Here is a 26,301-nt window from a genome sequence, read left to right on the forward strand (position 1 = left end):
CGAAAAATTCGCTCATAAACTTAATTTCGGTCACTGTTGCAGCACAATATAAAATAAAAAAGACCCTTCCCAACCAGGAAGAGCCCGAAAGTTTGCTATTTTTAGTATGCTTTTGCCCAATAAACCATTTTATTGGCTTCTTTTCCACAGCATACACATTTGTCAGATACTTTTTCTTGCTCGAATGGCAAACATCTAGATGTTGCCCCTGTATCTTCTTTAATTTTTTCCTCACAAGCTAATTCGCCGCACCACATGGCCTTGATAAAACCTGGTTTTGCTTCGAGTGATTGCTTTAACTCATCAAGTGTTACAGCAACAGTGGTTCTTTCTTCACGATGAGTAAGTGCTTTATTATATAAATTTGTTTGAATTTCATCTAATAACTCAACAAGCTTCGTTTCTAATTGGTCCAGTGGAACAAACACTTTCTCTAAAGTATCGCGTCTTACTAGGACCACTTGCTTGTTTTCGATATCTTTAGGTCCCACCTCAAGACGGACTGGAATACCTTTCATTTCATACTCATTGAACTTCCAGCCTGGCTTTTTATCACTAGCATCAATCCCTACACGTACAACACTTGATAAAGACTCTTTTAACTCATAGGCAAAATCAAGAACGCCTTCTTTATGCTGAGCAATCGGCACAATCATCACTTGAGTTGGTGCAGCTTTTGGCGGAATCACAAGGCCGCGGTCATCGCCATGCACCATGATTAAGGCACCGATAATCCTTGTGGTGAAGCCCCAAGAGGTTTGATGCACATATTGGAGCTTTCCTTCTTTGTCAGTATATTGAATGTTAAATGCCTCGGCAAATCCTGTGCCGAAGTGGTGGGATGTACCAGACTGTAATGCTTTTCCATCATGCATTAAGCTTTCTATCGTAAAAGTAGCCTTCGCACCTGCAAACTTTTCTTTTTCCGTTTTTTGTCCTTTTACAACTGGAATCGCAAGGATTTCTTCACAAACTGCGGCATAAACATTTAGCATTTTAATGGTTTCTTCCATAGCCTCTTCGTCAGTTGCATGCGCGGTATGACCTTCCTGCCATAAAAACTCTAATGTCCGTAAGAATGGACGGGTTGTTTTTTCCCAACGGACCACGTTTGCCCATTGGTTATAAAGCTTTGGCAGATCTCTGTAAGAATGGATGATGTTACTATAATGCTCGCAAAAAAGAACTTCTGATGTAGGACGGACAACTAATCGTTCTGCTAATGGTTCAGACCCGCCATGAGTGACCCACGCCACTTCTGGTGCAAAACCTTCAACATGATCTTTTTCTTTTTGCAGCAAGCTTTCAGGAATAAACAAAGGCATATAAACATTTTCATGCCCCGTTTCTTTTATACGGCGATCCAATTCATTTTTTATATTATCCCATAAAGCATAACCATATGGTCGAATAATCATCGAGCCACGAACACTTGAATAATCAATTAAGTCAGCTTTTGTTACCACATCGGTATACCACTGGGCGAAATCATCGTCCATTGCAGTTACATCTTTTACAAATTCTTTTGCCATGTTTGACACCTCATTAAATTTTTTTAAATAAGTAACGGTCGCTTCCGCTTTTCTACACAAAAAGGCCTTGATCCTCAAAAAGGGACCAAGGCCTGGCGGTACCACCCTAAATTCATAAAGCAAAAAGCTTTATACACTTTCCATGATAACGGACATTATCCGCATGTATCTTCATATGGATCCGATACAGAACTCAGAGGCAGGTTCAAATGACCGTCTTAAGAAACCTCGCACCATTGGTTTCCTCTCTTGGTAAGACCTTTTCACTTTACTAATCCCCGTCACAGTTTCAATAGTATTTTTGAAAATTATATATTTCATTATAAAAAAAGTCAATTTATTTATGGAATATATTGCTGAAGCCAGCAATTTTCCTTCAAATTTACTTTAAACGTCTAAATAAATCAGTTAAAATGCTAGTAATTAGAAAAAATGGGGTGGCTTACTTGGATAAAGAAAAGGATGATCTCCAACAAGAGGAAGAAGAAAAAGAATTTCTACTTGAATATATTAAGATGCAGAATGAGGCCATGAAAAGAATTTTTAAAAATACCCTTGATAAAGAAAATAAAGAATAAAATCGATCTCCTACTATTCCATATCCTAATTTAACCTCATTAATATTCATAAAACGTTCATATTAATCACTAAAAATACAAATTTGAATGGGTTATTTCCATTTATAATACTCATATGTTGTAAATTATTTAATGAATAAAACATACACATCTGAGGAGACATAAAATGAATATTTTTGCGATTATTTCGGCAATTGTAGTTGCCATTGGTACCGGGTATTCCATTTATTCTGTTTACCGTCATAAAAATAAGCTAGCCAATACATCTGGGATTATGATTAGTATGGTCATCGCGGTAATCACAGGGTTACTGACCGGCAGTATCATTGGCATCATTTCCGGTGAGATTTTTCTAGTAGTCGGAGTTAGTATGATTATTGGTTTCGTCGTAGGTTTCTTAGCTGGACACCCCGTTGGGATATTAGCCATCCTTATGGGATCAATTTCTGGTTTAATGGGCGGAATCATTGGAGCTATTCTCGGTGTCTTCCTTCAATTTATTAATCCTACTATTTTACTTGGAATCTTGTTAGGTTTTTATATTTTAATTATCGGATTCGTGATCATGTATATTTTCGTGGAATCGAATAATAAATTATCCCTTGATACACAAGAGCTCTCACCATTTGCGATCATCGCAGGAGGCGTTGTGATAGTATCATTATTTTTATTTATGTATAGCAGTGATATGGTCGAAATTCCAGGTCAAAGTAAAACAACGCAAACCGCCACTCAACAAGCTGCTACTAGTCAAGAGGTTCCCAAAACTGAAGTTGATGTGACAAAGGAAAGCAAGCCAATTGTAAAGATGGAAGTAACCACACAGGGGTACACACCTAATGTTATTCGAGTTAAAAAGGGTGTACCAGTAGAACTAGAAATTAAAAATCCATTGGATCGTAGTAATTGTATATCCACCTTTATGATTCCTGATTTTAATATTAACAATGTCAACCTAAAAACTGGAACAACAAAACTAACCTTTACTCCGGATAAGTCCGGAGAATATACCTTTAGCTGCGGGATGCAAATGTTTAAAGGGACAATTATTGTTGAATAAGAATGCCAAAAGCACACGACAACTTCATTCGTTCTTTTTGTTTAGAAAAAACATATTCAATTTTTTTGGGTTTTTGGAAAAGTAATTTCAATTGTTGTCCCTTTACCAAGGGTGCTTTGTACCTTTGTTTTTCCATGATGCTTCTCAATAATCCACTTGGCAATCGACAGGCCCAATCCTGTTCCCTCGGCAGCCGTTCTAGCTTTATCGCTTTGATAGAATCGGTCAAAGATTTTAGGGATATCCATTTCAGGAATACCAATTCCGTTATCTTTTACTTTAAGGAAAATAGACGAATGAGTATGTCCGCACGATAGCAGGATCTCTCCTCCTTCCATAGTATATTTCATCGCATTGTCCAATAGTATGACGATAAGTTGATGAATTCTGGCTTTATCACCAAAAAAGGTAACAGGTTCAGCTGCTTCTATCCGCAGTGATTTTTCTTGATACATTACAATTTCTTCGTATTGTTGATGGATTTCTTTTAAAAGTTCATTTAGATGGAACGTTTCCTTTTTCACTTCAATTTGGTCAGAGTCCGATCTCGCCAGTGTCAATAAGTTGGTGACTAATTTGGAAAGTCGCCTGGATTCATTTGAAATCGTTGATACATCAAGAATTTTATCCTGTATCGTTGCAGCGGGAGACCGAAATAGTAAATCCGTTTTTGCTTGGATGACGGCTAATGGGGTTCTTAACTCATGCGAAGCATCGGAAACAAATTCTGTCTGCTTTTGCCAAGCATTTTTAATGGGGACAAGTGCCTTTCCTGCTAAAAAATAACCAGAAGCAACTGCACAAATGATTCCAACTCCCATACCAATCAGCATTATCAACAATAGTCTTTCGAGTAATTTTTGTTCAGAGTTTACATTACGGATGAATTGAACAGTGATTTTTCCTAATTGAGGATGGTCCACTTCGAAGGCAATATACCTAAACGAAAAATCTTCTACATCAACATCCTTTAAGGTATTTAATGTTTTTGGGCGAATCAGCTTCTCATTATCTTGAAAAATTTCAGAATCACGGTTTTGTTCTAACAAGAGCTGATTATTTTCATCCCAGATTAGGGTCAAAATCCGGGGATCTCTCCTGATAAATTTAGGAATAGGCCCCCCATCGTCCTCATGAATTTCACCTGGTCCCTCCGGCTGCTTTTGAAAATGTTCAATCGAATCATGGAGCGATTGGTTTACATCCCTATATAATTTATTCTCTGTGTAAAAATAAATAACGCTTCCGAGTGCGCTGATAAGTACAATAAAGACTAATGAATTTAAAAATGTCAGCTTAATAAGTGTTTGCCGAAACATGAGATGCCCCTATTCTTCGTTCAACATGTAGCCTACGCCACGAATAGTTTTAATATCGGTATGATAGCCTGATGGTTCTAATTTTTTACGGAGGTGGTGCATGAATACCTCAACTATAGCGATTGTTGTATCCGAATCAAAGCCCCATACACGGTCATAGATTTGCTCTTTCGTTAGGATTGCGCCTTTATTTTGAATCAGATATTCTAATAACTCATATTGCTTTGCCGTGAGTTTCAACTGCTCACCATCGACGACAATATCTCTTTCCTTCCCTAACAATTCAATGCCGCGAAATTGAATGGTTTGATTGGTTGTTAAGCTGCCGCTTCTTCTTAATAAGGCACGGATTCTGGCTTTCAATTCTGCTGCTTGAAATGGTTTAACTAAATAATCATCTCCACCGCTATCTAAGCCTTTGACACGATCTTCGAGGGAATCCCTTGCAGTAAGGAATAGGACAGGAATCTTTAATCCTTCCTTTCGAATCGTTCGTAAAACTTCGAACCCATCAATCTCAGGAATCATGACATCTAGTACAATCACATCATGGATGTTTTGCATCGCTAAAAATAAGGCATCCTCACCATTGGATGCTTGATCCACTTCAAACTCATCTGATAAAAGCTGAACAATCGATTCCAATAAAGGAAGATTATCCTCCACAACTAATAAGCGCATTTTCGATCTCTCCTAAGTTTGTATCTAAAAAGAATTATATAGCAAATAAAGCAATCGTAACATAGGACATGTCCGCTGTTTACCTTTCAAAGAGGTGTGTGGGAAGCTAAAATTATCTCCTGCTTAGTTTCCACCCCTACCGCCAAATTGTCCTTGACCTCCAAAGTTCCGGTTCATTCCGCCCACGTTACCGATTCCACCAAAAACTCTGCTTTGGGAATTACTACTTGAATTATTTGACGAGCTCGCTTTTGCTAATTGAGGTAATTTTACTATTTCTCCTTCCAATACTCCTTTTGTTATTTCCACATAATCTTCATTTGCGATGCCCGTTTGAACTGTATTTTTCTCCGTTCCAGAGGTGCTACTATCTATGCTCTTCGAATTGACTATGACATATTTCTTATTGTTTGATGTGTATACAGCATCAAGTGGAACATAAAGGGCATTAACTTTACTTTCTGTTAAGATTCTTGCTTCCGCACTCATCCCGACTTTAAGTTGATCTGGTTTATCAATAGAAATGGTAACATCAAAAGTAGAGACTCCGTTTGATGATGCTCCGTCTTCAGAAATTGCAGATACTTTACCAGTAAATACTTGATCAGGAAACGCATTAATGGTTAGGTCAACTGGCTGGTTCTTTTTAATTTTGGATATATCAAGCTCATCAATTTGAACCACGGTTTGTAATTGCTTATAGTTTGTGACATGGGCAACAACTTGTCCATTTGTTACTGGCTCTCCTGCGGAAACTGCGATTGTCGTAATAACCCCAGTGGCGGGCGCTGTTATAGGGTCACTTCCATCTGAAAAAGTAATTAACTCATCTCCTTCGGTTACATTCTCCCCCACAGCTGCGAGTACTTCATCAACTTCATTATTATTAAACGTTGTTTTAATATCTTCACTCGTTACCGCTTGAACTGTCCCCGAACCATTAATGTTGACGTTTAACGTGCCTTTTTGAACAACTGCTGTTCTGACTTGCGCTGACACCGTTTGTGTACCTAACTTTAATGAATCCCATCGATAACCAACGAAACCAACAACGAGTACACAACCTACAATAATTATCCATTTTTTCATCAAAACTTGCTCCTTTTCCGTCCTGAATTCCCCCCAGGAAGCCAAATAATCTAATCTACACCCATTATTATGTTTATTTCTTAACTTTTCCTTAAAAGATAGTAAGTTTTGAGGAAAACAATAAATTGAACAAATAGAGTCAAGCTTTTTTGGGTATTAAGTATGCATAACGATTTGGATTCCATTTCAAAATCGGATTATTCAAGAACTAGCCTTATACTCACTTGTTGTGCTCCCACTGTTTGTACCTGTTATGGTAAAAACATTCGGCGAGGCCAATTGGTGGCCATTTAGAAAAAATAATGATAGTGCAAATCATATAAACTAATTAATGCATGCTGATCAAATGGATCAGCGTGCTTTTTTATAGCTTTATATATTTTTGAAACTTTTTCACTATTGTCACGTACATAAAGTGTGGTATAAACAATGAAGATACTTATCTGTCATGAAATTTTTCCCTTTTTTTAAAATACATTTATAATGTACATATGAAAATAATCAAGAGGAGTGAAAAAAGTGGGTGTTACACTTAGCAAGGGGCAAAAAGTAGATTTAACAAAATCTCACCCTGGACTGCAAAACGTCGTTGTCGGCTTGGGTTGGAACATTAGTCAGCAAGGGTCCAATTTTGATTTAGATGCTTCTGCATTTTTATTAGGCCAAACTGGGAAAGTGAACAGTGACCAGGATTTTGTATTTTATAATAATCCGTCAGGTGGAAATGGTTCCATTATCTATAGCGGTGACAATCGAACTGGTGCAGGAGCCCGGGATGATGAGCAGATCAGGATTGATTTAAACAAGGTTCCTTCCCAAATTCATCGGATTGCTTTTACAATTACGATCCATGATGCGCAAGCGAAACGGCAAAATTTCGGACAAATTTCTGATTCTTATGTGCGTATATTTAATGAGCAAACAAATGAAGAATTATTGAGATTTAACCTTGGACGGGATTTCACGGTTGAAACAGCAATTGTGGCAGCGGAGCTCTACCGTCATAACGGTGAATGGAAGTTTAATGCAATTGCCAGTGGCTTTCAAGGGGGATTAGCTGCTTTATGTGGTAACTTTGGTATTACCGTTGACGACCCACCTGCAAGTGTGCAAACAACGCCGCCTTCTCAGCCAACAAGTTACCCATCAAGCACTAATTCGTATCAACAGAGTAATCCATATCAACCAAGCCAAACAAATCCTAATTCTTATCAACAAAGTAATTCATATCATCAAAACCAATCAAGCTCAAATTCGTATCAGCAGCAGCCCATTCATCTTCAGCCAGAATCATCTTATCAGCAGCAGTCTGCCTACGGATATCCGACACAGTCCTATCCTGCTTCAACAAATGCTCACCAATCGTATGGTGGAGATGATATCATTTGTCCACGCTGCCATTCCTCAAATGTTCGGACAGGAAAGAAAGGGTTCGGTCTTGGTAAAGCAGCAATAGGCGGGTTAATCCTTGGTCCTGTTGGTTTACTAGGTGGTTTTATTGGAAAAAATCAACTAAAGTTCTCATGTAATAGCTGTGGCAACAACTGGTCCCCTTCGCAAACAGATTACGCGGAGTGGGCAAATAATCAAAAGAAAAAAGCACAAGAACTTTTTAATCGATATAAAAGCCAGGATGTACTCGAAGCAATGGTCGCAGCCTGTGCTTTAGTGGCGATGGCAGACGGATACTTGGATGCTTCTGAACGCCAGAAAATGACTGAGTTCGTCCATCAAAGTGAAGAATTACGAGTGTTTGATACAAATAAGGTCCTCCAAAAATTCAATATGTTTGTTTCTAGAATAGAAAATGATCGGATGCTTGGTCGTGCCGAGGCATTTCGTGCCCTTGGAAAAATCAAAACCAAGCCAGAAATTGCTCGTCTTGTCGCTCGTTATTGCATCGCCATCGGCTTTGCAGATGGAAATTTTGACAACAATGAAAAACAAATGGTTAGCGATATTTGTCGTGAACTCGGCCTAAACCCTGCAGAGTTTCTATCTTAAAAAGAAAAAAGCCTCTTTCCCATCCAAGGATTGAGGCTCTTTGGCTATTTTTTCCAAACTCGCTTATTTTCCGTACGCTTTGTAATTCCTAATGCATCTAGTTTTTCTAAAAACGGAATCATGTATTTTCGTGACAGTTCAAGAACATCTTTGGCATCCCCGACCTCAAATTCAGAACCTGTATGGCTGCGCAGTTTATCCACGGCTTGTTTAAATACTTCCCCATGATAAGCAAACTGTACATCCAACTGGATAAGTAGTTCTTCCTCTTCAAGAAAGCGTCGTAAATCAGCTTCAAGATTGTCAGGAATACCGGCATCAGAAAAATATTCCTTTAGGTTACGAACCTTTAATCCATCCCTCTGTAATCCATTAATTAGATTTTCAGTCCGCTTCGCCCAGTTTTTTGGTACATGTGGTACAAAACTTGCCAACGAAACAAACTGTCCTTTTCTGTTAAAAATATGATTTGTCATACCATTTTCCACCACATAATCTAGCAGTGATTTAGGAAATCTTTTTTGCATCGTTTGCAAAAGCTCTGCTTTATTGATGCCAATCTTCATCGAGTGAAGTTGATGATAATCCTGCAATCTATCAAAGATATCTTCCTCTATCGAATCAATCAACTGCTGGAGTGTATATTCTTTTCCATCATATAAAATAAATTCTGCTTCCGATAAGTGCTCAATTAAGGTAGCTTCATCTAGGGAAGTTCGTTTGATCAACTCATGTAGGGGCAAACTTTTCGCTTCCATTAAAGCAGCAGTAATTCGCTCCTTCGGTGTGCCGACTTTTTTCTTTTCAAGATCATCGATAGTTTGATTGCCGAACCGGTATCTATCTCCGCGTGGGTCAATCACCCAACCGCCGCCAATCGTCTCTTGCGGGCTTGGCCTGCGTAGAATAAAGCGGTCACCTCGTTTTGTAAGAATTTCATCCTCAAGCCTCAGTTGGCAAAGGATTTCACCATTTTCTTCCTTGATTTCATTGCGGTCAAAAAAGACAATCCGCCCCATTACCTCAGCTGTTCCAAGATGAAGCTTAATTGGCATCCGCTGTTTAACCATATGCTCTAGGTCCTCAACCACACGAAGAGCAACATCCAAAGTCTTCGTAACTAGGAAATGTTCAGACGATACAAGCACATCTCCCCGTTCTACCTCTTCCTTTGAAACACTTGAAAGGTTAATCGCCGTCCGTTGTCCAGCATAGGCCTTCTCGGCCGGATTATGATGTACTTGAATCTGCCGCGCTCTTACCTCAATACCTCTTGGCATAATCTTAAGTGTTTGTCCCTCTTCGACCGTTCCTTCATAAACAGTACCTCGAACAACAGTCCCCTGACCCTTAACCGTGAATACTTGATCAATCGGCAGACGGAAGGCCCCTTTTGCATCTCGCATTTCTTGTTCTTTTAACATTTTGATGATTAATTCTTTAATTTCTTCGATCCCTTTTTTGGAAAGACTGTCTACTAAAACAAACGGTGCAGCCTCAAAGACGGTCCCAGAAAGTTCCTCTAAAATATCATCTTTCACTAGCTCGATAAATTCTTCTTCTACCCGGTCAATTTTTGAAATAGCGATCAAACCATTTTTAACTCCTAAAAATTTCAAGATATCCAAGTGCTCCCTCGTTTGCGGCATAACACCTTCGTCTGCTGCAACCACAAGTACTACTAGATCTATCCCAGCTACACCAGCTATCATCTGCCTGATAAACCGTTCATGTCCTGGAACATCTATTACAGAAATTTGAATTTCATTATCTTCATATAAAGGCGCAAATCCGAGTTCAATTGAAATTTGACGTTCCTTTTCTTCTTTTAAACGATCTGTATCTACATTAGTTAACGCTTTCGTTAACGACGTTTTCCCATGATCTATATGCCCTGCCATACCAATCGTAAAATACCTTTTTTCCATATTTGCCACCTACTTTATCGTTCTTCCATTCTACTCTAGCCTTTATAGCTCTATTGTTCAAGAGTAGATTTTGCGACATCTACTCTAATCTTTCAATCAAAAAATTTAAAGGAACTCAGGAGTTTCCTTGAAAAAAACTCACTAAAATAACAAAAACCAGAAATTCAAAACAGTCAGATTGCCGACATCCAATCAGCCTACCATACGCTAACACCGCTTCTCGGCTCTGCTGCAGCTAGTGTATTTTTGATTTCCTTACTCGCCTCAGGACTATCAAGTTCTGTGGTCGGTACAATGGCCGGCCAAGTTATCATGCAGGGATTTGTAGGCTTTACCATTCCAATTTGGGTCCGCCGTCAAGTAACTATGCTCCCAACAGTCATCATTGTTGCCATGGGGGTTGACCCGACGCGAACACTTGTTATCAGCCAAGTCGTTCTAAGCATTGTGTTACCATTTCCGATAATTGCTTTAATCTACTTTACGCAAAAAAAAGAGTTCATGGGTGTGTTAACGAATAAACGAATCACAACCATTGCTTCCACTCAATTTGCGATTATCATAATGGGATTAAATATTTGGCTGGTCGTTCAGACGTTTTTGGGCTAATTTATGGATTAATAGTGACGTTAGATCCCATAGGTGTTAAACAATAAAATATATTGACGTGTGCATTTGCACACGTCATTTTTTTAAGTTTAAAAAGGGATCATTTTAATTACCTATTTTCTCCTTAGTTATTAATAAACAGGCTAATTTATTAGGACAACATCATTCCGTGATACATATAGATGCAGTATAAATATAATTAATTATTTTAAGGGGGAAAATTTTTTATGAATAAAGACATCATGAAATGTTTTATAGGTAAAGTAATCAGAATTAATCGAGGTGGACCAGAATCTAGAATTGGGATGTTACTGGATGCAAGTGACAATCTTATCGTCCTTCTCACGGAAGAAGATGGGCTCGTTTACTACAATACATCTCATATTAAAAGTTTTACAGATAATATGAAGGAGCAGATGGAATTCAACATTAAAGTTCCAAAAGATTTCAAGTTTAAAAAAGCTGCTAATTTCCAAGACCTTCTTGACACATTGAAATTAAAATGGATACAAATTAATCGTGGCGGTCCTGAGAAGTTAGAGGGAGTACTCTGTGAGGTAAATAAAGATTTTGTTTTTTTAATCAATAATGGGGAAATTGTGCGCCTTTCAATGTCCCACATTAAAAGTATTAGTTATGGAGTAAAAATTGAAAAGGAAAAATCCAAAAAATGACAGATACGTCATTAATAATGATAAGAAGAGGATGAGCCAGATGAATCATTTTCTCATCCTCTTCTTTTGATCTTTCAATTCGACAATGGATTCTACCTCCAAAATCCTATGTAAGTTATGTTATACTGAATTATATTGATTTTTCAGAAAATAAAACAACACAATAGATAAGTACTTTTAATTAACCCGGGGGGATTCATTTGAAATTTGACGTGATCGTGGTTGGTGCAGGTTTAGCTGGTTTAGTGGCTACGGCTGAACTGGCTGAAGCTGGAACAAAAGTGCTGCTATTAGACCAAGAACCCGAAGCATCTATCGGTGGACAGGCTTGGTGGTCATTTGGAGGTCTATTTCTAATCGATTCACCCGAACAAAGAAGAATGGGCATCAAGGATTCACGGGAACTTGCCTGGCAGGACTGGTTAGGGGCAGCAGGGTTTGATAGAGAAGAAGATGAGGATTATTGGGGGAAAAAGTGGGCAGAAGCCTATGTTGTTTTCGCCGCAGGTGAAAAACGTGAATGGCTATCAGGGATGGGCGTTCGTTTTTTCCCTGTTGTCGGGTGGGCAGAGCGTGGCGGATATACTGCTGAAGGTCATGGAAATTCAGTGCCCCGCTTTCATATTGTATGGGGAACCGGTCCCGGCCTCGTTAAGCCATTTGAGGCTAGAGTCAGACAGGCAATGGAGAAAGGTCTTGTCGATTATCGCCCTCGCCATCGAGTGAATGAATTAATAAAGGAAAATGGTGCCGTAAGAGGTGTCGGGGGAGACGTACTTGTACCAAGTTCCTCATCACGGGGTGAAGCCAGTTCCCGTGAGGTGATTGGAGATTTTGAGTTTCATTCATCCGTAGTAGTGGTGACAAGCGGCGGTATTGGTGGAAACCATGAGCTTATTAGGAAAAATTGGCCTGAGCGGCTCGGCGATGCGCCTAAAAATATGATTTCCGGAGTACCGGAACATGTGGACGGTAGAATGCTTGGAATAACGGAGAAAGCCGGCGGACGTATCGTCAATCGCGACCGGATGTGGCACTATACCGAAGGAATTAAGAACTGGGACCCCGTTTGGCCGATGCATGGTATCCGTATCCTCCCTGGTCCATCCTCGCTTTGGCTCGATGCAAAAGGTAAGCGTTTTCCTGCGCCAAACTTTCCCGGATTTGATACCTTGGGAACCCTTGAAGCGATTATGAAGTCCGGCTACGACTACTCATGGTTCATTTTAACTCAGAAGATTATTGAAAAAGAGTTTGCCTTATCAGGGTCTGAACAAAATCCTGATTTGACAGGAAAAAGTATAAAAAAAGTATTAGCCCGTATTCTTCCCGGGCCCACTGCACCGGTAAAAGCCTTCATGGATAAGGGCGAGGATTTTGTTATTGCGAATACCCTTCCGGAACTTGTTGATGGAATGAATCAACTTACAGGTGATAACTTACTAAATTTTACCGAAATTGAAAGGCAGGTTCTAGCTCGAGACCGGGAGATAGAAAATAAATTTACAAAGGATCTGCAAATTACCGCTATGCGTGGAGCCCGAAATTATCTTGGTGACAAACTGATAAGAGTCGCATCCCCACATAGAATTCTCGATCCAAAGATGGGCCCATTAATCGCGGTTCGTTTAAATATTGTCAGTCGAAAAACGCTGGGCGGACTACAGACTGATTTATCAGGGAGAGTCCTTGATGCATCAGGAATTCCTGTTCCAGGACTATACGCAGCTGGAGAGGTTTCAGGGTTTGGCGGAGGTGGAATTCACGGCTACCGCTCGTTGGAAGGAACATTCGTCGGCGGATGTTTGTTTACAGGTAGACAGGCTGGACGTGCAATCGCTAAAGAATTATCATAATTACGATGAGAATTTTATTAAAGGAGGTGAAAATATGTCATCATTAGTTTTTATGGCACTATATCGTCCAAAACCAGGAAATGCAGAGGAATTGAAAGAAGTTCTTAAAGTACATATCCCAACATTAAGAGAGGAAAATTTAATTACTAACAGGGATTTACTAACTCTTCAAGCAGAGGATGGGACGATTATCGAGATCGCTGAATGGGTGTCAACGGAAGCAATTGAAAAAGCACATCAATCGGCTGCAGTCATGGCCGTTTGGGATAAAATTGGTTCCTTAGCAGAATTAACTAGCCTTTCAACACTTGCTGAAGCTCAAGAACGGTTTCCTAATTTTAAGCCTTTATGAGTTATGGATATTTTTAAAGTTCATAGAAAAACACAAAAAGCAGTGTGATTTCAAGCCATTAAAATCACACTGCTTTTCAACTTGGCCATGGAAGGCTACCAATGCATTAATTAGTAAACATAAATTCCGTTCTGCTGCCCGTCTGGTCTGCCATGACCTCTAGTCTGACATCAATTCGTTCTTTTAGTTCTGGAACGTGCGAGATAATTCCAACCAAGCGGCCGCTGCTCTGAATATCCATTAATGCTTCAATTGCCTGATCCAGGGACTCAGGATCCAGCGTACCAAAGCCTTCATCGATGAACATCGTTTCTAGCGATACCCCGCCGGCATAATTTTGAACTACATCTGCCAGTCCTAGTGCCAGAGATAAAGAAGCTTTAAAGCTTTCCCCACCCGATAATGTTTTGACATGCCGTTCCTGGCCCGTATACTGGTCAAACACGAGCAATTCCAAACCGCTTTGCGTATTACCTTTGGATCGATCGGTTTTTCTCAGCAATTGAAAACGGCCAGAGGTCATTTTTCGTAAGCGACTGTTGGCTTCTCGTAAAATATCATCAAGAAAAGCCGCCAGCACATACCGTTCAAAGGTAATTCGGAAGTTATTTTGACCCTTAGCAATTTCATAAAGATGACCAATTAACTTGTACCGTTCTTCGAGAACCTTCATCTGTTCATTCAAGCTTTCCACCCGGCTGTAAATTTCTTCGTTGTCCCTCTTTTTAACAAATAAATTTGTTCTTTGATGATTAAGTGCCTCGATTTCGCTAGTAATTTTTACTAACTCGAGCTTTAATCCCTCAACATCAGGTGTTTTCACGTCGATTAACAGTTCAGTAAGTTCTTTCAAACGGTCAGAAACCGAGCGTAATTCTTCACGGTAGCTGCGGATTTCTGCTTCAAGGCTGCGAATCTCTCCTTCTGTCCGTTTGGAAGCAGCATACATACCGTATTTTTCAAAGCCCTGCTCTGAAAGTTTGTTAATAAAGATTTCCCTTTCCGTTTCGAGCTCTTTGTGTTTACTTGCATAGTGTTTCTCTGCATCTAGTAATCTTGCCGTTTCATTGGAAAGTTTTTCTTTCACTGACTGGAAGCGCTGCTGTGCTTCTTCGAGCTGTTTAATTAGTATTTCTTGGCGGTTCCGGGAGACAGAGACAGCCTTTTCGTATTCCGCTTCCGAGCGAAGATTTTCGGGAATGACTTTCATCATCCGTGAAAGATTGGTCTTCTTTTCGGTGAATTGTACCGTTAACTCATTCATTTGAGCGGAAACCTGATGGATGGTGTTTTGTACATTAATTTTTTCAGTTTCTCTTTTTTCTATTTCCAACCTAACCTTATCAAGCTGTTTAATCTGTTCAGCAAGATTTCCTTGAATCTGAACAAGCTGGTTCCTTGCGGTAAGAGCCTCAATTTTTGCATGAGGTAAATCAGATTCTGTAAAATCTGGCCGATACGTACGTATTTCTTGCAATATTTCAGTTACAGCTGCCCTTTGTGCTGCCTCAGCTGACTGTCTTTGGTAAAAAGCAGCTTCATCTGCTGACTTTTCTTTTTCCCATTTGGCAGATTGAACCTTAGCTGCCTTCATTTCCTCTTCAGTAGGAATACTGTCATCGTGTTGGATTGCTGGTGATGGATGATGCTCCGAACCGCATACAGGACAGCCTTGACCTAATTGAAGCCCTGCTGCTAATATTGCTGCCTGCCCGTGCATCCATTTTCTCTCTAAATTTTCAACCATTGCTCTGGCATCAGCAAATCTAGCCGTCGTATTTTCATAACGGGCGGTGATCGCCTTTAGATTTTGTTCAGCCTCTTGATGTTTTCCGAGCAGAGTTTCATATTTTTCATAACGGTCAAGTTCAGCCTTTATTTTTTCAATTCTTCCCTCATTTTCTAAATAAGTCAGCTTTCCTTTTTCAACTTCTTCCTTCTGCCGATTAAGGAATCCTATTTGTCCTACTAGTTGTTCAAGAAGTTGTTCGGACTGCATATGCTTTTCTTTCGCAGTTTTTAGTTCAGTATCCTTGTTTTGCGTTTCTTTAAGCAATGCGGCAAACGAATAGACATCCTCTTTCATATTTATTAATCGATTCAGCTCATCAAGGGCCGTCTGGCGCTCACCCTCACGTTCAAGCTCCCGTAGCAGCTGTTGCTCATGCTGTTTTAAAAGTCCATCCAATTTTTCCATTTCCATCTGAATCGACTTCAAATTTCCCTCGAGTTGATCAACTTCGCGTTTTAAACGGTGGCACAGTTCCTCCTGCTTTGCTAAAAGGGCAGCCTTTTGTGCAAGTTGAACCTGCTTTTCTTTTTCAATAAATACTTCTTCTTGAGAAACTAGGCTGTCCTTTTGCCCCTTTAATTCCTCTTTCATTTGCAGTTGTTTTAAGATCGCTTCTGCTTCAAAAAGCTGCCCCTTAAGTTTGTCCTGTTCCTGTACCTTTCCTTTTAATTGGTGGTTCAGTTGTTCCAACTCTACACCCATGCCGGCAATTTCTGCTTGTAAAAGCGGCATAATGATCGTGTCATTTACAGAATCCGCATCCAGATACCCACGAAGCTCTTCATTTGTTACCGAATGAATGCGTCGAATTGCTTCATTTCTTGATTGTACCTGGTCTTCAACAGTCCTTTTTAATTCCGTTGCTTCTTCCTTTAACTTATCTTCTACCATTTTATATAACTGGGTATGGAACAGGCGCTGCAGAATCACTTCTTTATCCTTACTATCTGAGGTAAGGAGTTTACGGAATTCGCCCTGCGGAATCATTAATATTTGCCGGAATTGATTTGCATCAATAAGCATAATTTCCTTAATCTTTTCCTCAACATCATTGATTTTAGAAGCCAGCAGCTTCTTCTCGCCATTTTCTGTCCACATATATAACTCAGCTTTGGCACCTATTTGTGTATAGCCATCACCTTTTTCTTTCTTCTTCAACTGCTGCGGTGACCTTGTAATCGAGTACGCTTTGTTACGAAGGGAAAAATCAAGTGAAACTTCGGTTAATACCTCATCTTTGGCAAACTGGCTGCGAAGTTCGGGACCATTTCGGTCTTCTCCACTCGCTTTTCCATAAATCGCATAACTAATTGCATCAAAAATGGTTGTTTTCCCGGAACCAGTTTTACCAGAAATGACAAACATCGTACGATTACCCAGGGCGGTAAAGTCGATTTCTTCATTTCCTGCATAAGGGCCGAAAGCTTGCATCGTCAGTTTTAAAGGTTTCATTTCAATCCCTCTTCCCTAAGCACTTTTTCAATAACCTCAGTCATTGCCTCTTTTTTATCCAGCGAAAATTCCGAGGTTGTCATTTCTGAGTAAAATTGTTCAAACAAATCAAGTTCTGACTTTTTTTCACTTCGAATTGACGTGAAAGATTGTTTCTTCTTTAAATCGGTAATATCCAGTTTTCTTTCAAGATGGAGCACGTTCGGATACACTTGACGTAACTTATTAATCGGATCGATTAAAGCACCTTCATCAAGGAGAGTGATTTTCAAATAATCATGGACGGTTTCTTTTTCATAAAAATAAGGATCAAGTAATTCTTCAAGATGTCCTTCTAGTTCACGCATATCATGTTTGGGTTTAAGCGATCGATAACGATGTGTAAAGTTACCTTTTTCATCCATTTCAATAATGGAGATCGACTTTCTTTGTTTTGCTTCAGAGAAGGAATATTTTAAGAGGGAACCAGAATATTTCACTTTGTGATGGTTAATTGCCTCAGGACTGTGTAAGTGACCCAGTGCGGTGTAGGAAAACGGTTCGAACAATTCAGCTCCAACACAACCTGAGCCGCCTACGGATAGGACTCGTTCAGAATCCGAGGTTTGTCCACCTAAAACAAAGGCATGTCCAACCAAAACATTTGGCTCGTTTGGATTAAGGTGTTCCTCCATTTTTCCAATCAGTGCTTTCATCGCGTCTTGATGGGAATGGATCGAATCATCCTGGAGAAGTTGACGGACCATCCCTGGCTCTGCATAAGGAACAAGATAGAAGTTTACTCCGTTTATTTGCACAGGAGTGAAGCTTGTTGATAATTTTCCTGAAAGATAAAATTGGCTGTGCTTATACCATGAACTGCCAAAGGAAAGTCTCTCTGCACTATCGTGGTTCCCTGCAATGGCGACAACCGGTGTTTTCAATTCAACATTTATTTTAAAAAGCATTTCATCAAGTAATTCCACGGCATCGGTTGGTGGTACCGAGCGATCATATAAGTCTCCTGCGATGACAACGGCATCGGGCTTTTCTTCATCAACAATGGCCACAAATTGCTCTAGTACTTCGCGTTGATTCTCTGTCATATAGACCCCATGGACTAATTTTCCTAAATGCCAATCAGCTGTATGGATAAATTTCATCTGCTCACCCCAATTTTTTAATCTGCATCTTTCCCAATACTACTATTATAACAAAATACTTTCAGATATGAGCTTGGAAATGCTAGCAGATTACTGGAACAATGGGTATTTTATACTAGAGGATATTTGAAGGGAATCTATAAAAATGCAAAAAACAGCCCGGAACTAAAGTACCGGGCTGTTATAGTAGATTACAATATTATTTTTTAGTTACGTTAGCAGCTTGTGGTCCACGAGCTCCTTCAACTACTTCGAAAGATACTTCTTGACCTTCTTCTAAAGTTTTGAAACCTTCTGTTTGGATTGCAGAATAATGAACGAATACGTCGTTACCGTCTTCAGCTTCGATGAAACCAAAACCTTTTTCTGAGTTAAACCATTTTACTTTACCGTTTTTCATGAAAAAAAATCCTCCTATTGGCTTATACACTTAAGCCATGTGTAAATTCACCAAATTACAACGTGATAGCTTTACCTTCATTTCCTCATCCAAACATCGGTTAAAACTTTGAACAAGCTTGTAATATAAATCTAATCTCGTGCAACGGCTGATTAAATTTTAGCATTCTAATAGTCTAAATGTCAATAAAGGACAGAGCAAGATAAACCTACATACTTCTACATTTCCCCCTTATTTTCTGCGGAAATTTCGAGTCAAATCGACATCTCTTCAATAGGGACCATTCCATTCAAATCGAAAGATTATAAGAAAAAAATTACCGAAGAAAATTAATTCTTCGGTATTGCAGGTTCTTCCTCGTCTTCTTTAAACTTGTCTAGTATTGTGATCGTATCCACGAGATGATTGTTAAATATGTGCCTTGCAACGGCTAACAATTCGATGATCATCGGATCCTTCAAAGTGTAGATAACTTTATTGCCCTCTTTCGTTCCAGACACAATATTCTTCGCTCTTAGAATAGTTAACTGCTGTGAAACTGCCGAGCCTTCACTGCCAACAAGGGTTTGAATTTCATTTACATTCTTATCCCCTTCGGCAAGAAGTTCTAAAATGCGGATTCTCAAGGGATGCGCTAATGCTTTGAAAAATTCCGCCTTAAATTGTTGCATTTCAAGATTCAAATTGTCCACTCCTATGCATTTTTAGAAAGTAGCAGTAAGTTTTGCTCTGCTTCCTTCTACTGTATCCGCAGCTGATAGCTTTTTGCATTCTCTAAATGCGTAATGCTTACAGCCTAGGCACTTATTTTTGTTAATATGCTCAAGTGCATATTGGATGGCTTCACCAGTATGTTCAAAAAAATGTTCCTCGCCGATTATTTGATATAATCCAGTCTTTTTCAAGACATTTTCCGGCTGCGGATTTAACCCCGATATCATAACTATACCATTTTTAGAAAAATGACGAACAATACTTGATAAAGTTGCTTCTCCGGTTGTATCCATTAAAGGCACCTTACTCATTCGCAACAATAGGATTTTAGGTCGATAATTTATCGTGCTCATGATCGTTTTTTCAAACGTATCAGCGGCACCGAAAAATAACGGACCCTCCACATTAAATATACTAATTTGTGGACAATCATTTGTGTCAGAGACAATTCCTGTCTCTACCTTTTCGTGTTTATGTTTTCGGTTTGGCAATGCTTTAGCCGTAACCATTACATCACTCATTCTTTTTGCAAAAAGAATGGCAGACATCACTAAGCCAACCTCAACAGCCATTGTCAAATTTACAAAAACGGTTAATAAAAACGTAACCGTTAAGACAAGTGAATCCGTGGATTTTGTTTTTAAAATATGTGAAAATACTTTTCTTTCACTCATATTCCAAGCAACGACCATCAAGATTGGCGCCATACTTGCTAATGGAATATACGATGCATATGGTGCAAAAAATAGCAAGACTAGCAAGACAACAAACCCATGGATAATGCCAGAAAACGGCGAAATCGCTCCATTTTTAATATTTGTCGCAGTCCGAGCAATCGCACCTGTTGCTGGAATTCCGCCAAATAACGGCGTAATCATATTGGCAATTCCTTGTCCGATTAATTCTTTATTGCTGTTGTGCCTGCTATTGGTCATTCCATCAGCCACCACTGCCGATAACAATGATTCAATACCGCCTAACATTGCAATAATGAATGCAGGTTTTATTAGCCTGATAATCATTTCTAAATTCATGTTAGGAATATGAAGTTCGGGTAATGTGCTTGGGATTTGACCATAAGCGGTTCCAATCGTCACAATTTGACTTGGGTAAAATATGGTTGCAATGACCGAGGAAACCACTAAGCCAATCAGCGGGCCTGGAACTTTTGGTGCAACCTTTGGTGTTACAATGACGGTTACTAAACAAATGGCTGCCGTTAGAATACTGAAAATATTTATTGTATCTAAATGAACAAAAATTTCTTGGACATTTTTAATAAATTCCTCGTGTTTCTTAATTCCCACTAAACCTAAGAAACTAGCAACCTGCCCAATAAATATAGTCACTGCTATCCCTGTTGTGAACCCAATGGTTACTGGTCTAGGAATATATTTAATTAGTGATCCAAGTTTAAATACTCCCATTAATAGCAGAATAATACCGGCCATAAGTCCGGCGACGAGGAGGTTATCATAGCCGTATGTCATCACAATTCCAAATAAAATGGGAATAAACGCTCCAGTTGGTCCGCCTATTTGATACTTCGATCCGCCAAATAAGGAGATAAGAATCCCTGCAACAATCGTCGTATAGATTCCATATTCTGGCTTCACTCCTGAAGCAATAGCAAAAGCCATCCCAAGTGGAATTGCGATTACCCCGACAATCAATCCTGAAAGGAGATCCTTTGGTACACTCCTTAAGGAATAATTATGGAATCTTTTGTCAATAAACATATAAACCCTTCTTATCTTCTTATTTTTGTATATCTGATTATTTGAATATATGGTAATTCAACTTACATAGCAAGCATTTTGTTTTAAAAAAAGAAAATTTATATTTAATAAAACTACTTGTTTGATTCACAAGGACATGTTACAATAGCAAAGCGATGAGCTGAGTTGTGTAAGTCGAGAAACATTCCTTTTTGGAGCACACTATGTGGAGTGTGGTTTTTCGCCTCAATACGCAAAAGACGTCTGTGTAAACAGGCGTCTTTTTATGCTGTCGAAAAACTTTCGATAGCCTTTTATTTTATTCCTTTCTTTAATAATTTGCTTCGTTAATTTTTTATAATAATAAATATATAGGACTTTTAATTAGTCCTTTGATTTGCGCTCCAGTCGCTTCGCTTTCCACGGGCGTGCCGGGGAGCCTCCTCGGCGCTAAAGCGCCTGCGGGGTCTCCCCTGCCCCGTACTCCCGTATGAGTCTTCGCGCCTTCCGCTCCAATCAACGGTGTATTATTCAATTTAAGCTCTTCAACTCATATAAAAAATATGATCTTTTTAAAAGAATGTTGCTTTTTAAATTCGCTCATAAAACAAGAGATTCGCTCATTGAAACGAAATATTCGCTCATAAAACTCTAAAATTCGCTCATTGAAGAGAAAAAACAATTAATATATCATGAATGTTCTAATGTTTAAGTGTAATTTTACCCAAAATATCCATTTAATTATCTGCTCAATGATATATAACAACATTATTTTCGAAAACATCAAAAAATATTAAGAATAAGTGTGAAATCAATGTTTAAGCAAAATGAGTTTAGCCAAAGTGAATATGAATATGTGTCTATTGAAGAACTTATACCAGAAGATTTAGTAGGGATAGAAATAGTATGTTGCAATACTTTAGATTAATTTGACTCCCTGTTGATTGGAGCGGAGGGTACTCGACTCCAGCGGGATATAGAGGTCACGGGAGACCCCGCAGGCCAGCGCCGAGGAGGCTCCCGGACCTCCCCGCGGAAAGCGAGTGCCCGGAGCGGAAATCAACAGGCCAATTAGCAGGTACCATCAATTAATAAAGATCAGAAGTTTAGATTCAGAAAAAATAAAAAATGCCAAGAAAATGACCATTTCTCGACAATATTGAAAGACGTCTGTGAAAACAGGCGTCTTTTTATTTTTATTATGTTAAAATTAGCACTTTTTTCCTAATTTTTTTATAATATATATAGATTTGCCATTATAAAAAGTGGAGGGAAAAGTATGAATAACCACGAAATTGATTATAAAATCTATGGTGACGACATGCAGTTTGTTGAAGTAGAGCTCGATCCACAAGAGACAGTTGTAGCTGAAGCAGGAAGCTTTATGATGATGGAAGATGACATACATATGGAGACTATTTTTGGTGATGGCAGCGGCACTAGTGCCGGAAGCGGACTTATGGGTAAGCTGTTCGGTGCTGGTAAAAGGGTACTTACCGGTGAAAGCTTGTTCATGACTGCCTTTACCAATAACGGCATCGGCAAAAAACGGGTGTCGTTTGCTTCTCCTTACCCTGGTAAAATTATTCCGATGGACTTAAGCCAGTTGGGAGGAAAAATTATCTGCCAAAAGGACGCATTTCTTGCTGCGGCTAAAGGGGTTCAGGTCGGGATTGAATTCCAACGAAAAATTGGTGCCGGCTTCTTTGGCGGCGAAGGATTTATTATGCAAAAGTTAGAAGGAGATGGGCTCGCTTTTGTTCATGCAGGTGGAACGATTATAAAAAAAGACCTTTTGCCAGGCCAGTCACTGCGCGTGGATACAGGCTGTTTAGTGGCGATGACAAGTAGTGTAAATTATGATATCGAATTTGTAAAAGGCGTTAAAACAGCCTTGTTTGGCGGAGAAGGCTTGTTTTTTGCCACACTCCGCGGTCCTGGTTCCGTTTGGATTCAATCCTTGCCATTTAGCCGTCTGGCAAGCCGTGTTTTTGCTGCGGCACCTTCACGTGGCGGGGCGAAAGACGAAGGCAGTATCGCAAGAGGAATTTTTGATATGTTTAATGGTGACTGATATGTGGGCGGGATCAATTGATCCCGCTTTTTTAATGTCTAGCTACTAATTTACCCAAGCTATAGTTTTTGAACAAACTCAAATTTATTAGAGGGATGGGATTGAAGCTTAGAATCCCCCTCCTTCCCTATTAGTAATAAAAAACGATTCGGGCTTTTTTCCGAATCGTCTCCTTTTTACTATTTTATATCCAACTTTTTAAGTTCAGAGAATGCCTGCTCTCGTTTTAGATTATACGATTGCCACGGCAAGCTTTCAGCAAGTGCTTCCTGTTTTCGCTCTAGTAATATTGTTTTTAGTTCAGGTATATTCTTATCTTTTTCATAAAGGTCTATTAAGCCTAAAACCCCTCTATATGACAAGTTATTAAGGTAATGAACATCAATTTTCCCGCTGGTCTCGTAACGGTTCATATTTTCTTTCACGACGATTTTATCCAAATCAATAACTGCAATCGCTGTATAGTAGATTAATGAAGTAATAAAATAAAAGTGAAATAACGACAGCTTCTCCACCCAAATCTTCACTAGTGTATACGTAAAGATGACGACTAGGAAAATCATAAACGAATGCACCAGCACCCTAGTGAACGTAAACCCGTACGCATCTTCATACATGCTCAACCGTAGGAAGGCGGAACTGAGCATTACAGAGCTCGAAAGGACGAGGATGGTCAGCATGATTTGCGTCGCTCTCCGCATGAAACTTGTTGCACGATTAACAAAGGTTAACACGATTACCGTAATCGATAAATTGATGAGTGTCACAAATAAGAGCTCGAAAAATCCTTTTCTAGCATATTCGGCAAAGGTAAAATCCGCTTGTAATGTTCCGCTGAAAAAATACCTGAATTGTACGACAGTAAACAAAAGATAAACGGCATTGATGATGACAAGAACCGTGATTGCGATAATTCCATCCATCTGAATCCGTTGCTCTTTTGGTTGTTGTTTGATTACGTTCATATGTCTGTTGTATAGGATTTGCATAAATCCAAAGAAGGCGGCGGTTAAGATTAGCATAACAATTAGTCTCATGATCCGTTCAACAGTAATGACTTGGAACCATTGTGGAATGTCGCCAATTAATTGCTCAAACTGAGAATCTGCCGAAATTAGTAAATTCAATACGACAAAGAGGATTGGCAGCGAAATCGCTATCCCAAGGATTATTTTTTTCCATATTAAAAATTTGTCCTCATTAACACCTTGTTTAAAGCCCTTTCCAAATAATGCCGCGAAACTAGCATTATATTTTAGTGCTTGGATTAACCTAGTCAATATATAAGTAACAAACGCGGGTTTATTCCATTGAAAATTTTTCGGACTTGTGATTAACACTAAATGAAAGATAACTAACCCAGGGATCACCAGTATATTTAAGGCATAAAATAGCACGTTATTATTTAAAAAATAACTGGCTGACAGCAGCCAAATACAACAAAGAATTAGATAACCCAATCGTTGATGGGAAAATTGAAAGCGTCGGCAGCGCCAAATAAACACCGAGTAAAAAGCTGAAATAAACACAAAATAGGAGATCCCTACCTCACTGCGAAAGAAAGCTTCTTCACCTAAAATTCCAAGCAATAAACATAAGACTAAAAAGATCCAATCAGATTTAGTAATTTTCATTTCCATCTTCATCCCTCTTTTTGTGTAGAAATTCTATATATATAGTTTTACTAGGTAGTTAAGCAAAAAAAACTGCTTATATCGACGCTTTTCTCCCCCATCGATAGCCAATCCAACTGACCGGGTATAGGATGATGGTAAAAATGATACAAGCTATAATAAATGTTTTGGTTAATAACGGGGCGAACCAAGAATGTGGAATAATATGAAAAACTGTTAGGATCATTAATATCAAATTAGGAATAAGCGATAGTAAAAACGTTTTTCTAAGGAGCACTCTTCCATTATGCCCAAATCCCTTTCCGATTTCATATCCTAACAAGGCCCAAAAAAACATATACAAAACAGCAATTAAGGTTGGAATCGAGGTTAAGTGATTCCATGTAACCGAAAGCCATTCCCACGGATAGATATTGTGAGCCAAGGTTAGTAAACTGCCTCCTCCAAAAAAAAGAACATTTAAGAGGATAAACACCCATTTCATATTACTTGGGGTGACAGAAAACTCTTCTCTCCACACTTGTGCAATTTCTATAGGGCTGCCAAGCCGGGATACAATCAGGTCAAAAACCGTATCCTCATCCTGACATTCCGATTCCATTAGAATTTCATCGATATGTGACGCATATTCACGGAGAATCTCCTCTTTATCTAATTGGGTTCCCAGCCCTTTTGCCAGTTGTTCAAGAAACCTATTCTTCGGCCGTTCCATGCTTCGATCTCCCTATCACTTTGTTCATCACTTTAACAAAGTCCTGCCATTCACGTGTTTTTTCACCTAATAATTCCTTTCCAGCCGTGGTTATCTTGTAATATTTTCGTGCTGGGCCCTTTTCCTGCTCCTGCCAATAACACTCAATGTACTCTTGCTTTTCAAGCTTGTGAAGTGCCGGATACAGGGTCCCTTCTTTAACACTTAAGTCATTATCACTGCGCTGTTCAAGCTCTTTCACTAATTCATAGCCATACATATCCCGTTCGTTTAAAAATTGAAGCAGGATTAAGGAAGTACTGCCTTTCACTAATTCGCGGTTAAACATTTTATCACCTACCTAGATATATTAGGTACATAGAAATTCTATAACAAAGGAATTGTATTGTAAAGAACTTATAAAAAAATAGTGGTAATTTTTTAATCACCACTACTGAAATCTAACCCTATTTTACTCTTCCGTTATTTCTCAGAACCTTAATATTTTGATTTCGTTCTCCACCATCAGATAATTCCTCTGAGAACTCAAGTTTTGCTTCGTTCCCAACTAATTCTCCATGCTTGATTGTCTTTCGTGGCAAATTATTATTGGGTGCAGCTTGTTCATTCCATTTTCCCATCTTCATCACCTCGATAAATAGTATTTGAATTTTGCTTAAACTTATCCATTTAACAGAAAAAAACGCTCAATTTGAGCGTTCAGATTGTCGAGAAAGAGTATTTTTCTCGGCAATTTTTTATTCTCAGCATTTAATTATTCATTGTACCTGCTAATGGGCCTGTTGATTTCCGCTCTAGGCACTTCGCTTTCCGCGGGCGTGCCGGGGAGCCTCCTCGTCGCTATGCTCCTGCGGGGTCTCCCCTGCCCCGTACTCCCGCAGGAGTCTGCGTGCCTTCCGCGGAAATCAACAGAGCTATAAAATCAATGATGCACTGCTCTTAACACAACCAAACAATAAAAAATTAAGTGGTGAAATCTAT

General features: G+C 39.2%; 22 protein-coding genes, 1 pseudogene and 1 other annotated feature. Of the genes and pseudogenes, 9 read left to right on the forward strand and 14 right to left on the reverse strand.

What is annotated here, in order from left to right; translation table 11 throughout:
* Positions 1–101 precede the first annotated feature (101 nt).
* On the reverse strand, positions 102–1,532 hold the full coding sequence (proS, locus tag J7E63_RS13220; RefSeq protein ID WP_215012894.1) for a proline--tRNA ligase: 1,431 nt from the start codon (positions 1,530–1,532) through the stop codon (positions 102–104).
* Between the two features lie 77 nt (positions 1,533–1,609).
* Positions 1,610–1,826: a binding site (T-box leader), on the reverse strand.
* Positions 1,827–1,978: 152 nt separating this feature from the next.
* On the opposite strand from proS, the gene J7E63_RS30130 reads away from it, so the two are divergent.
* The gene (locus J7E63_RS30130) at positions 1,979–2,110 is read left to right on the forward strand and encodes a hypothetical protein (RefSeq protein WP_285289932.1); all 132 of its coding nucleotides are present in this window, start codon (positions 1,979–1,981) and stop codon (positions 2,108–2,110) included.
* Between the two features lie 166 nt (positions 2,111–2,276).
* Positions 2,277–3,170: a cupredoxin domain-containing protein gene (locus J7E63_RS13225; RefSeq protein ID WP_215012895.1), complete on the forward strand. Its 894-nt coding sequence runs from the start codon at positions 2,277–2,279 to the stop codon at positions 3,168–3,170.
* Positions 3,171–3,226: 56 nt separating this feature from the next.
* Here J7E63_RS13225 and J7E63_RS13230 read toward each other — a convergent pair whose 3' ends face one another.
* The 3 genes from J7E63_RS13230 to J7E63_RS13240 all read right to left on the reverse strand — a co-directional run bounded on the left by J7E63_RS13230 (position 3,227) and on the right by J7E63_RS13240 (position 6,259).
* Complete coding sequence (locus J7E63_RS13230) at positions 3,227–4,489, reverse strand: sensor histidine kinase (protein ID WP_215012897.1); 1,263 nt, start codon at positions 4,487–4,489, stop codon at positions 3,227–3,229.
* A 9-nt stretch (positions 4,490–4,498) separates the two neighbouring features.
* Complete coding sequence (locus J7E63_RS13235; protein ID WP_214712856.1) at positions 4,499–5,170, reverse strand: response regulator transcription factor; 672 nt, start codon at positions 5,168–5,170, stop codon at positions 4,499–4,501.
* Between the two features lie 123 nt (positions 5,171–5,293).
* Entirely contained in the window at positions 5,294–6,259 is a 966-nt protein-coding gene (locus J7E63_RS13240; protein WP_215012899.1) for an efflux RND transporter periplasmic adaptor subunit, read from the reverse strand.
* Between the two features lie 208 nt (positions 6,260–6,467).
* On the opposite strand from J7E63_RS13240, the pseudogene J7E63_RS30730 reads away from it, so the two are divergent.
* Together J7E63_RS30730 and J7E63_RS30330 are read left to right on the forward strand one after the other, a co-directional pair.
* Positions 6,468–6,587 (forward strand): annotated as a pseudogene (locus tag J7E63_RS30730) (hypothetical protein); the annotation flags it as partial.
* A 191-nt stretch (positions 6,588–6,778) separates the two neighbouring features.
* Complete coding sequence (locus J7E63_RS30330) at positions 6,779–8,263, forward strand: TerD family protein (RefSeq protein WP_215012907.1); 1,485 nt, start codon at positions 6,779–6,781, stop codon at positions 8,261–8,263.
* Between the two features lie 44 nt (positions 8,264–8,307).
* Here the strand turns inward: J7E63_RS30330 and selB are convergent, their stop codons facing one another.
* Positions 8,308–10,191, reverse strand: a complete 1,884-nt coding sequence (gene selB / locus J7E63_RS13250) for a selenocysteine-specific translation elongation factor (RefSeq protein ID WP_215012909.1) — start codon at positions 10,189–10,191, stop codon at positions 8,308–8,310.
* Positions 10,192–10,368: 177 nt separating this feature from the next.
* Between selB and J7E63_RS13255 the strand changes: the two genes are divergently transcribed.
* The 4 genes from J7E63_RS13255 to J7E63_RS13270 all read left to right on the forward strand — a co-directional run bounded on the left by J7E63_RS13255 (position 10,369) and on the right by J7E63_RS13270 (position 13,682).
* Positions 10,369–10,800, forward strand: a complete 432-nt coding sequence (locus J7E63_RS13255) for an Nramp family divalent metal transporter (RefSeq protein WP_308161952.1) — start codon at positions 10,369–10,371, stop codon at positions 10,798–10,800.
* 227 nt (positions 10,801–11,027) lie between these two features.
* Positions 11,028–11,474, forward strand: a complete 447-nt coding sequence (locus J7E63_RS13260; RefSeq protein WP_215012911.1) for a hypothetical protein — start codon at positions 11,028–11,030, stop codon at positions 11,472–11,474.
* Between the two features lie 200 nt (positions 11,475–11,674).
* Positions 11,675–13,330, forward strand: coding sequence for an FAD-binding dehydrogenase (locus J7E63_RS13265; protein ID WP_215012912.1), 1,656 nt, complete (start codon positions 11,675–11,677; stop codon positions 13,328–13,330).
* Positions 13,331–13,364: 34 nt separating this feature from the next.
* A complete protein-coding gene (locus J7E63_RS13270; RefSeq protein WP_088086802.1) occupies positions 13,365–13,682 on the forward strand; it encodes a putative quinol monooxygenase in 318 nt (105 codons plus the stop codon).
* Positions 13,683–13,788: 106 nt separating this feature from the next.
* Here the strand turns inward: J7E63_RS13270 and J7E63_RS13275 are convergent, their stop codons facing one another.
* The 5 genes from J7E63_RS13275 to J7E63_RS13295 form a co-directional block, all read right to left on the reverse strand.
* Complete coding sequence (locus J7E63_RS13275) at positions 13,789–16,926, reverse strand: SbcC/MukB-like Walker B domain-containing protein (protein WP_215012914.1); 3,138 nt, start codon at positions 16,924–16,926, stop codon at positions 13,789–13,791.
* Positions 16,923–18,068, reverse strand: coding sequence for an exonuclease SbcCD subunit D (locus J7E63_RS13280; protein WP_215012916.1), 1,146 nt, complete (start codon positions 18,066–18,068; stop codon positions 16,923–16,925). Before J7E63_RS13280 ends, J7E63_RS13275 begins: the two co-directional genes overlap by 4 nt.
* 199 nt (positions 18,069–18,267) lie before the next feature.
* A complete protein-coding gene (locus J7E63_RS13285; RefSeq protein ID WP_007083969.1) occupies positions 18,268–18,468 on the reverse strand; it encodes a cold-shock protein in 201 nt (66 codons plus the stop codon).
* Positions 18,469–18,797: 329 nt separating this feature from the next.
* On the reverse strand, positions 18,798–19,151 hold the full coding sequence (locus tag J7E63_RS13290) for an ArsR/SmtB family transcription factor (RefSeq protein WP_215012923.1): 354 nt from the start codon (positions 19,149–19,151) through the stop codon (positions 18,798–18,800).
* A 21-nt stretch (positions 19,152–19,172) separates the two neighbouring features.
* Positions 19,173–20,921 carry a SulP family inorganic anion transporter gene (locus J7E63_RS13295; RefSeq protein WP_215012925.1) on the reverse strand — a complete coding sequence of 583 codons (1,749 nt, stop codon included), beginning with the start codon at positions 20,919–20,921 and terminating at the stop codon, positions 19,173–19,175.
* Positions 20,922–22,179: 1,258 nt separating this feature from the next.
* On the opposite strand from J7E63_RS13295, the gene J7E63_RS13300 reads away from it, so the two are divergent.
* Positions 22,180–22,974: a TIGR00266 family protein gene (locus J7E63_RS13300; protein ID WP_215012927.1), complete on the forward strand. Its 795-nt coding sequence runs from the start codon at positions 22,180–22,182 to the stop codon at positions 22,972–22,974.
* A 179-nt stretch (positions 22,975–23,153) separates the two neighbouring features.
* Here J7E63_RS13300 and J7E63_RS13305 read toward each other — a convergent pair whose 3' ends face one another.
* The 4 genes from J7E63_RS13305 to J7E63_RS13320 form a co-directional block, all read right to left on the reverse strand.
* Positions 23,154–24,614 carry a DUF4153 domain-containing protein gene (locus J7E63_RS13305; RefSeq protein ID WP_215012929.1) on the reverse strand — a complete coding sequence of 487 codons (1,461 nt, stop codon included), beginning with the start codon at positions 24,612–24,614 and terminating at the stop codon, positions 23,154–23,156.
* Between the two features lie 70 nt (positions 24,615–24,684).
* Positions 24,685–25,320 (reverse strand): DUF1700 domain-containing protein, encoded by a 636-nt coding sequence (locus J7E63_RS13310; protein ID WP_215012931.1) that lies wholly within the window; start codon positions 25,318–25,320, stop codon positions 24,685–24,687.
* Positions 25,301–25,648: a PadR family transcriptional regulator gene (locus J7E63_RS13315; protein WP_215012933.1), complete on the reverse strand. Its 348-nt coding sequence runs from the start codon at positions 25,646–25,648 to the stop codon at positions 25,301–25,303. Before J7E63_RS13315 ends, J7E63_RS13310 begins: the two co-directional genes overlap by 20 nt.
* Before the next feature lie 118 nt (positions 25,649–25,766).
* Complete coding sequence (locus J7E63_RS13320; protein WP_215012935.1) at positions 25,767–25,940, reverse strand: hypothetical protein; 174 nt, start codon at positions 25,938–25,940, stop codon at positions 25,767–25,769.
* Positions 25,941–26,301 lie beyond the last annotated feature (361 nt).

This window comes from Bacillus sp. ISL-75 (assembly GCF_018613095.1).

Bases quoted from the DNA above. Each gene is read 5' to 3' on its own strand.
- proS (WP_215012894.1), bottom strand. From the start codon at position 1,532: ATGGCAAAAGAATTTGTAAAAGATGTAACTGCAATGGACGATGATTTC.
- J7E63_RS13225 (WP_215012895.1), top strand. From the start codon at position 2,277: ATGAATATTTTTGCGATTATTTCGGCAATTGTAGTTGCCATTGGTACC.
- J7E63_RS13230 (WP_215012897.1), bottom strand. From the start codon at position 4,489: ATGTTTCGGCAAACACTTATTAAGCTGACATTTTTAAATTCATTAGTC.
- J7E63_RS13235 (WP_214712856.1), bottom strand. From the start codon at position 5,170: ATGCGCTTATTAGTTGTGGAGGATAATCTTCCTTTATTGGAATCGATT.
- J7E63_RS13240 (WP_215012899.1), bottom strand. From the start codon at position 6,259: ATGAAAAAATGGATAATTATTGTAGGTTGTGTACTCGTTGTTGGTTTC.
- selB (WP_215012909.1), bottom strand. From the start codon at position 10,191: ATGGAAAAAAGGTATTTTACGATTGGTATGGCAGGGCATATAGATCAT.
- J7E63_RS13260 (WP_215012911.1), top strand. From the start codon at position 11,028: ATGAATAAAGACATCATGAAATGTTTTATAGGTAAAGTAATCAGAATT.
- J7E63_RS13270 (WP_088086802.1), top strand. From the start codon at position 13,365: ATGTCATCATTAGTTTTTATGGCACTATATCGTCCAAAACCAGGAAAT.
- J7E63_RS13275 (WP_215012914.1), bottom strand. From the start codon at position 16,926: ATGAAACCTTTAAAACTGACGATGCAAGCTTTCGGCCCTTATGCAGGA.
- J7E63_RS13280 (WP_215012916.1), bottom strand. From the start codon at position 18,068: ATGAAATTTATCCATACAGCTGATTGGCATTTAGGAAAATTAGTCCAT.
- J7E63_RS13285 (WP_007083969.1), bottom strand. From the start codon at position 18,468: ATGAAAAACGGTAAAGTAAAATGGTTTAACTCAGAAAAAGGTTTTGGT.
- J7E63_RS13295 (WP_215012925.1), bottom strand. From the start codon at position 20,921: ATGTTTATTGACAAAAGATTCCATAATTATTCCTTAAGGAGTGTACCA.
- J7E63_RS13300 (WP_215012927.1), top strand. From the start codon at position 22,180: ATGAATAACCACGAAATTGATTATAAAATCTATGGTGACGACATGCAG.
- J7E63_RS13305 (WP_215012929.1), bottom strand. From the start codon at position 24,614: ATGGAAATGAAAATTACTAAATCTGATTGGATCTTTTTAGTCTTATGT.
- J7E63_RS13310 (WP_215012931.1), bottom strand. From the start codon at position 25,320: ATGGAACGGCCGAAGAATAGGTTTCTTGAACAACTGGCAAAAGGGCTG.
- J7E63_RS13315 (WP_215012933.1), bottom strand. From the start codon at position 25,648: ATGTTTAACCGCGAATTAGTGAAAGGCAGTACTTCCTTAATCCTGCTT.
- J7E63_RS13320 (WP_215012935.1), bottom strand. From the start codon at position 25,940: ATGGGAAAATGGAATGAACAAGCTGCACCCAATAATAATTTGCCACGA.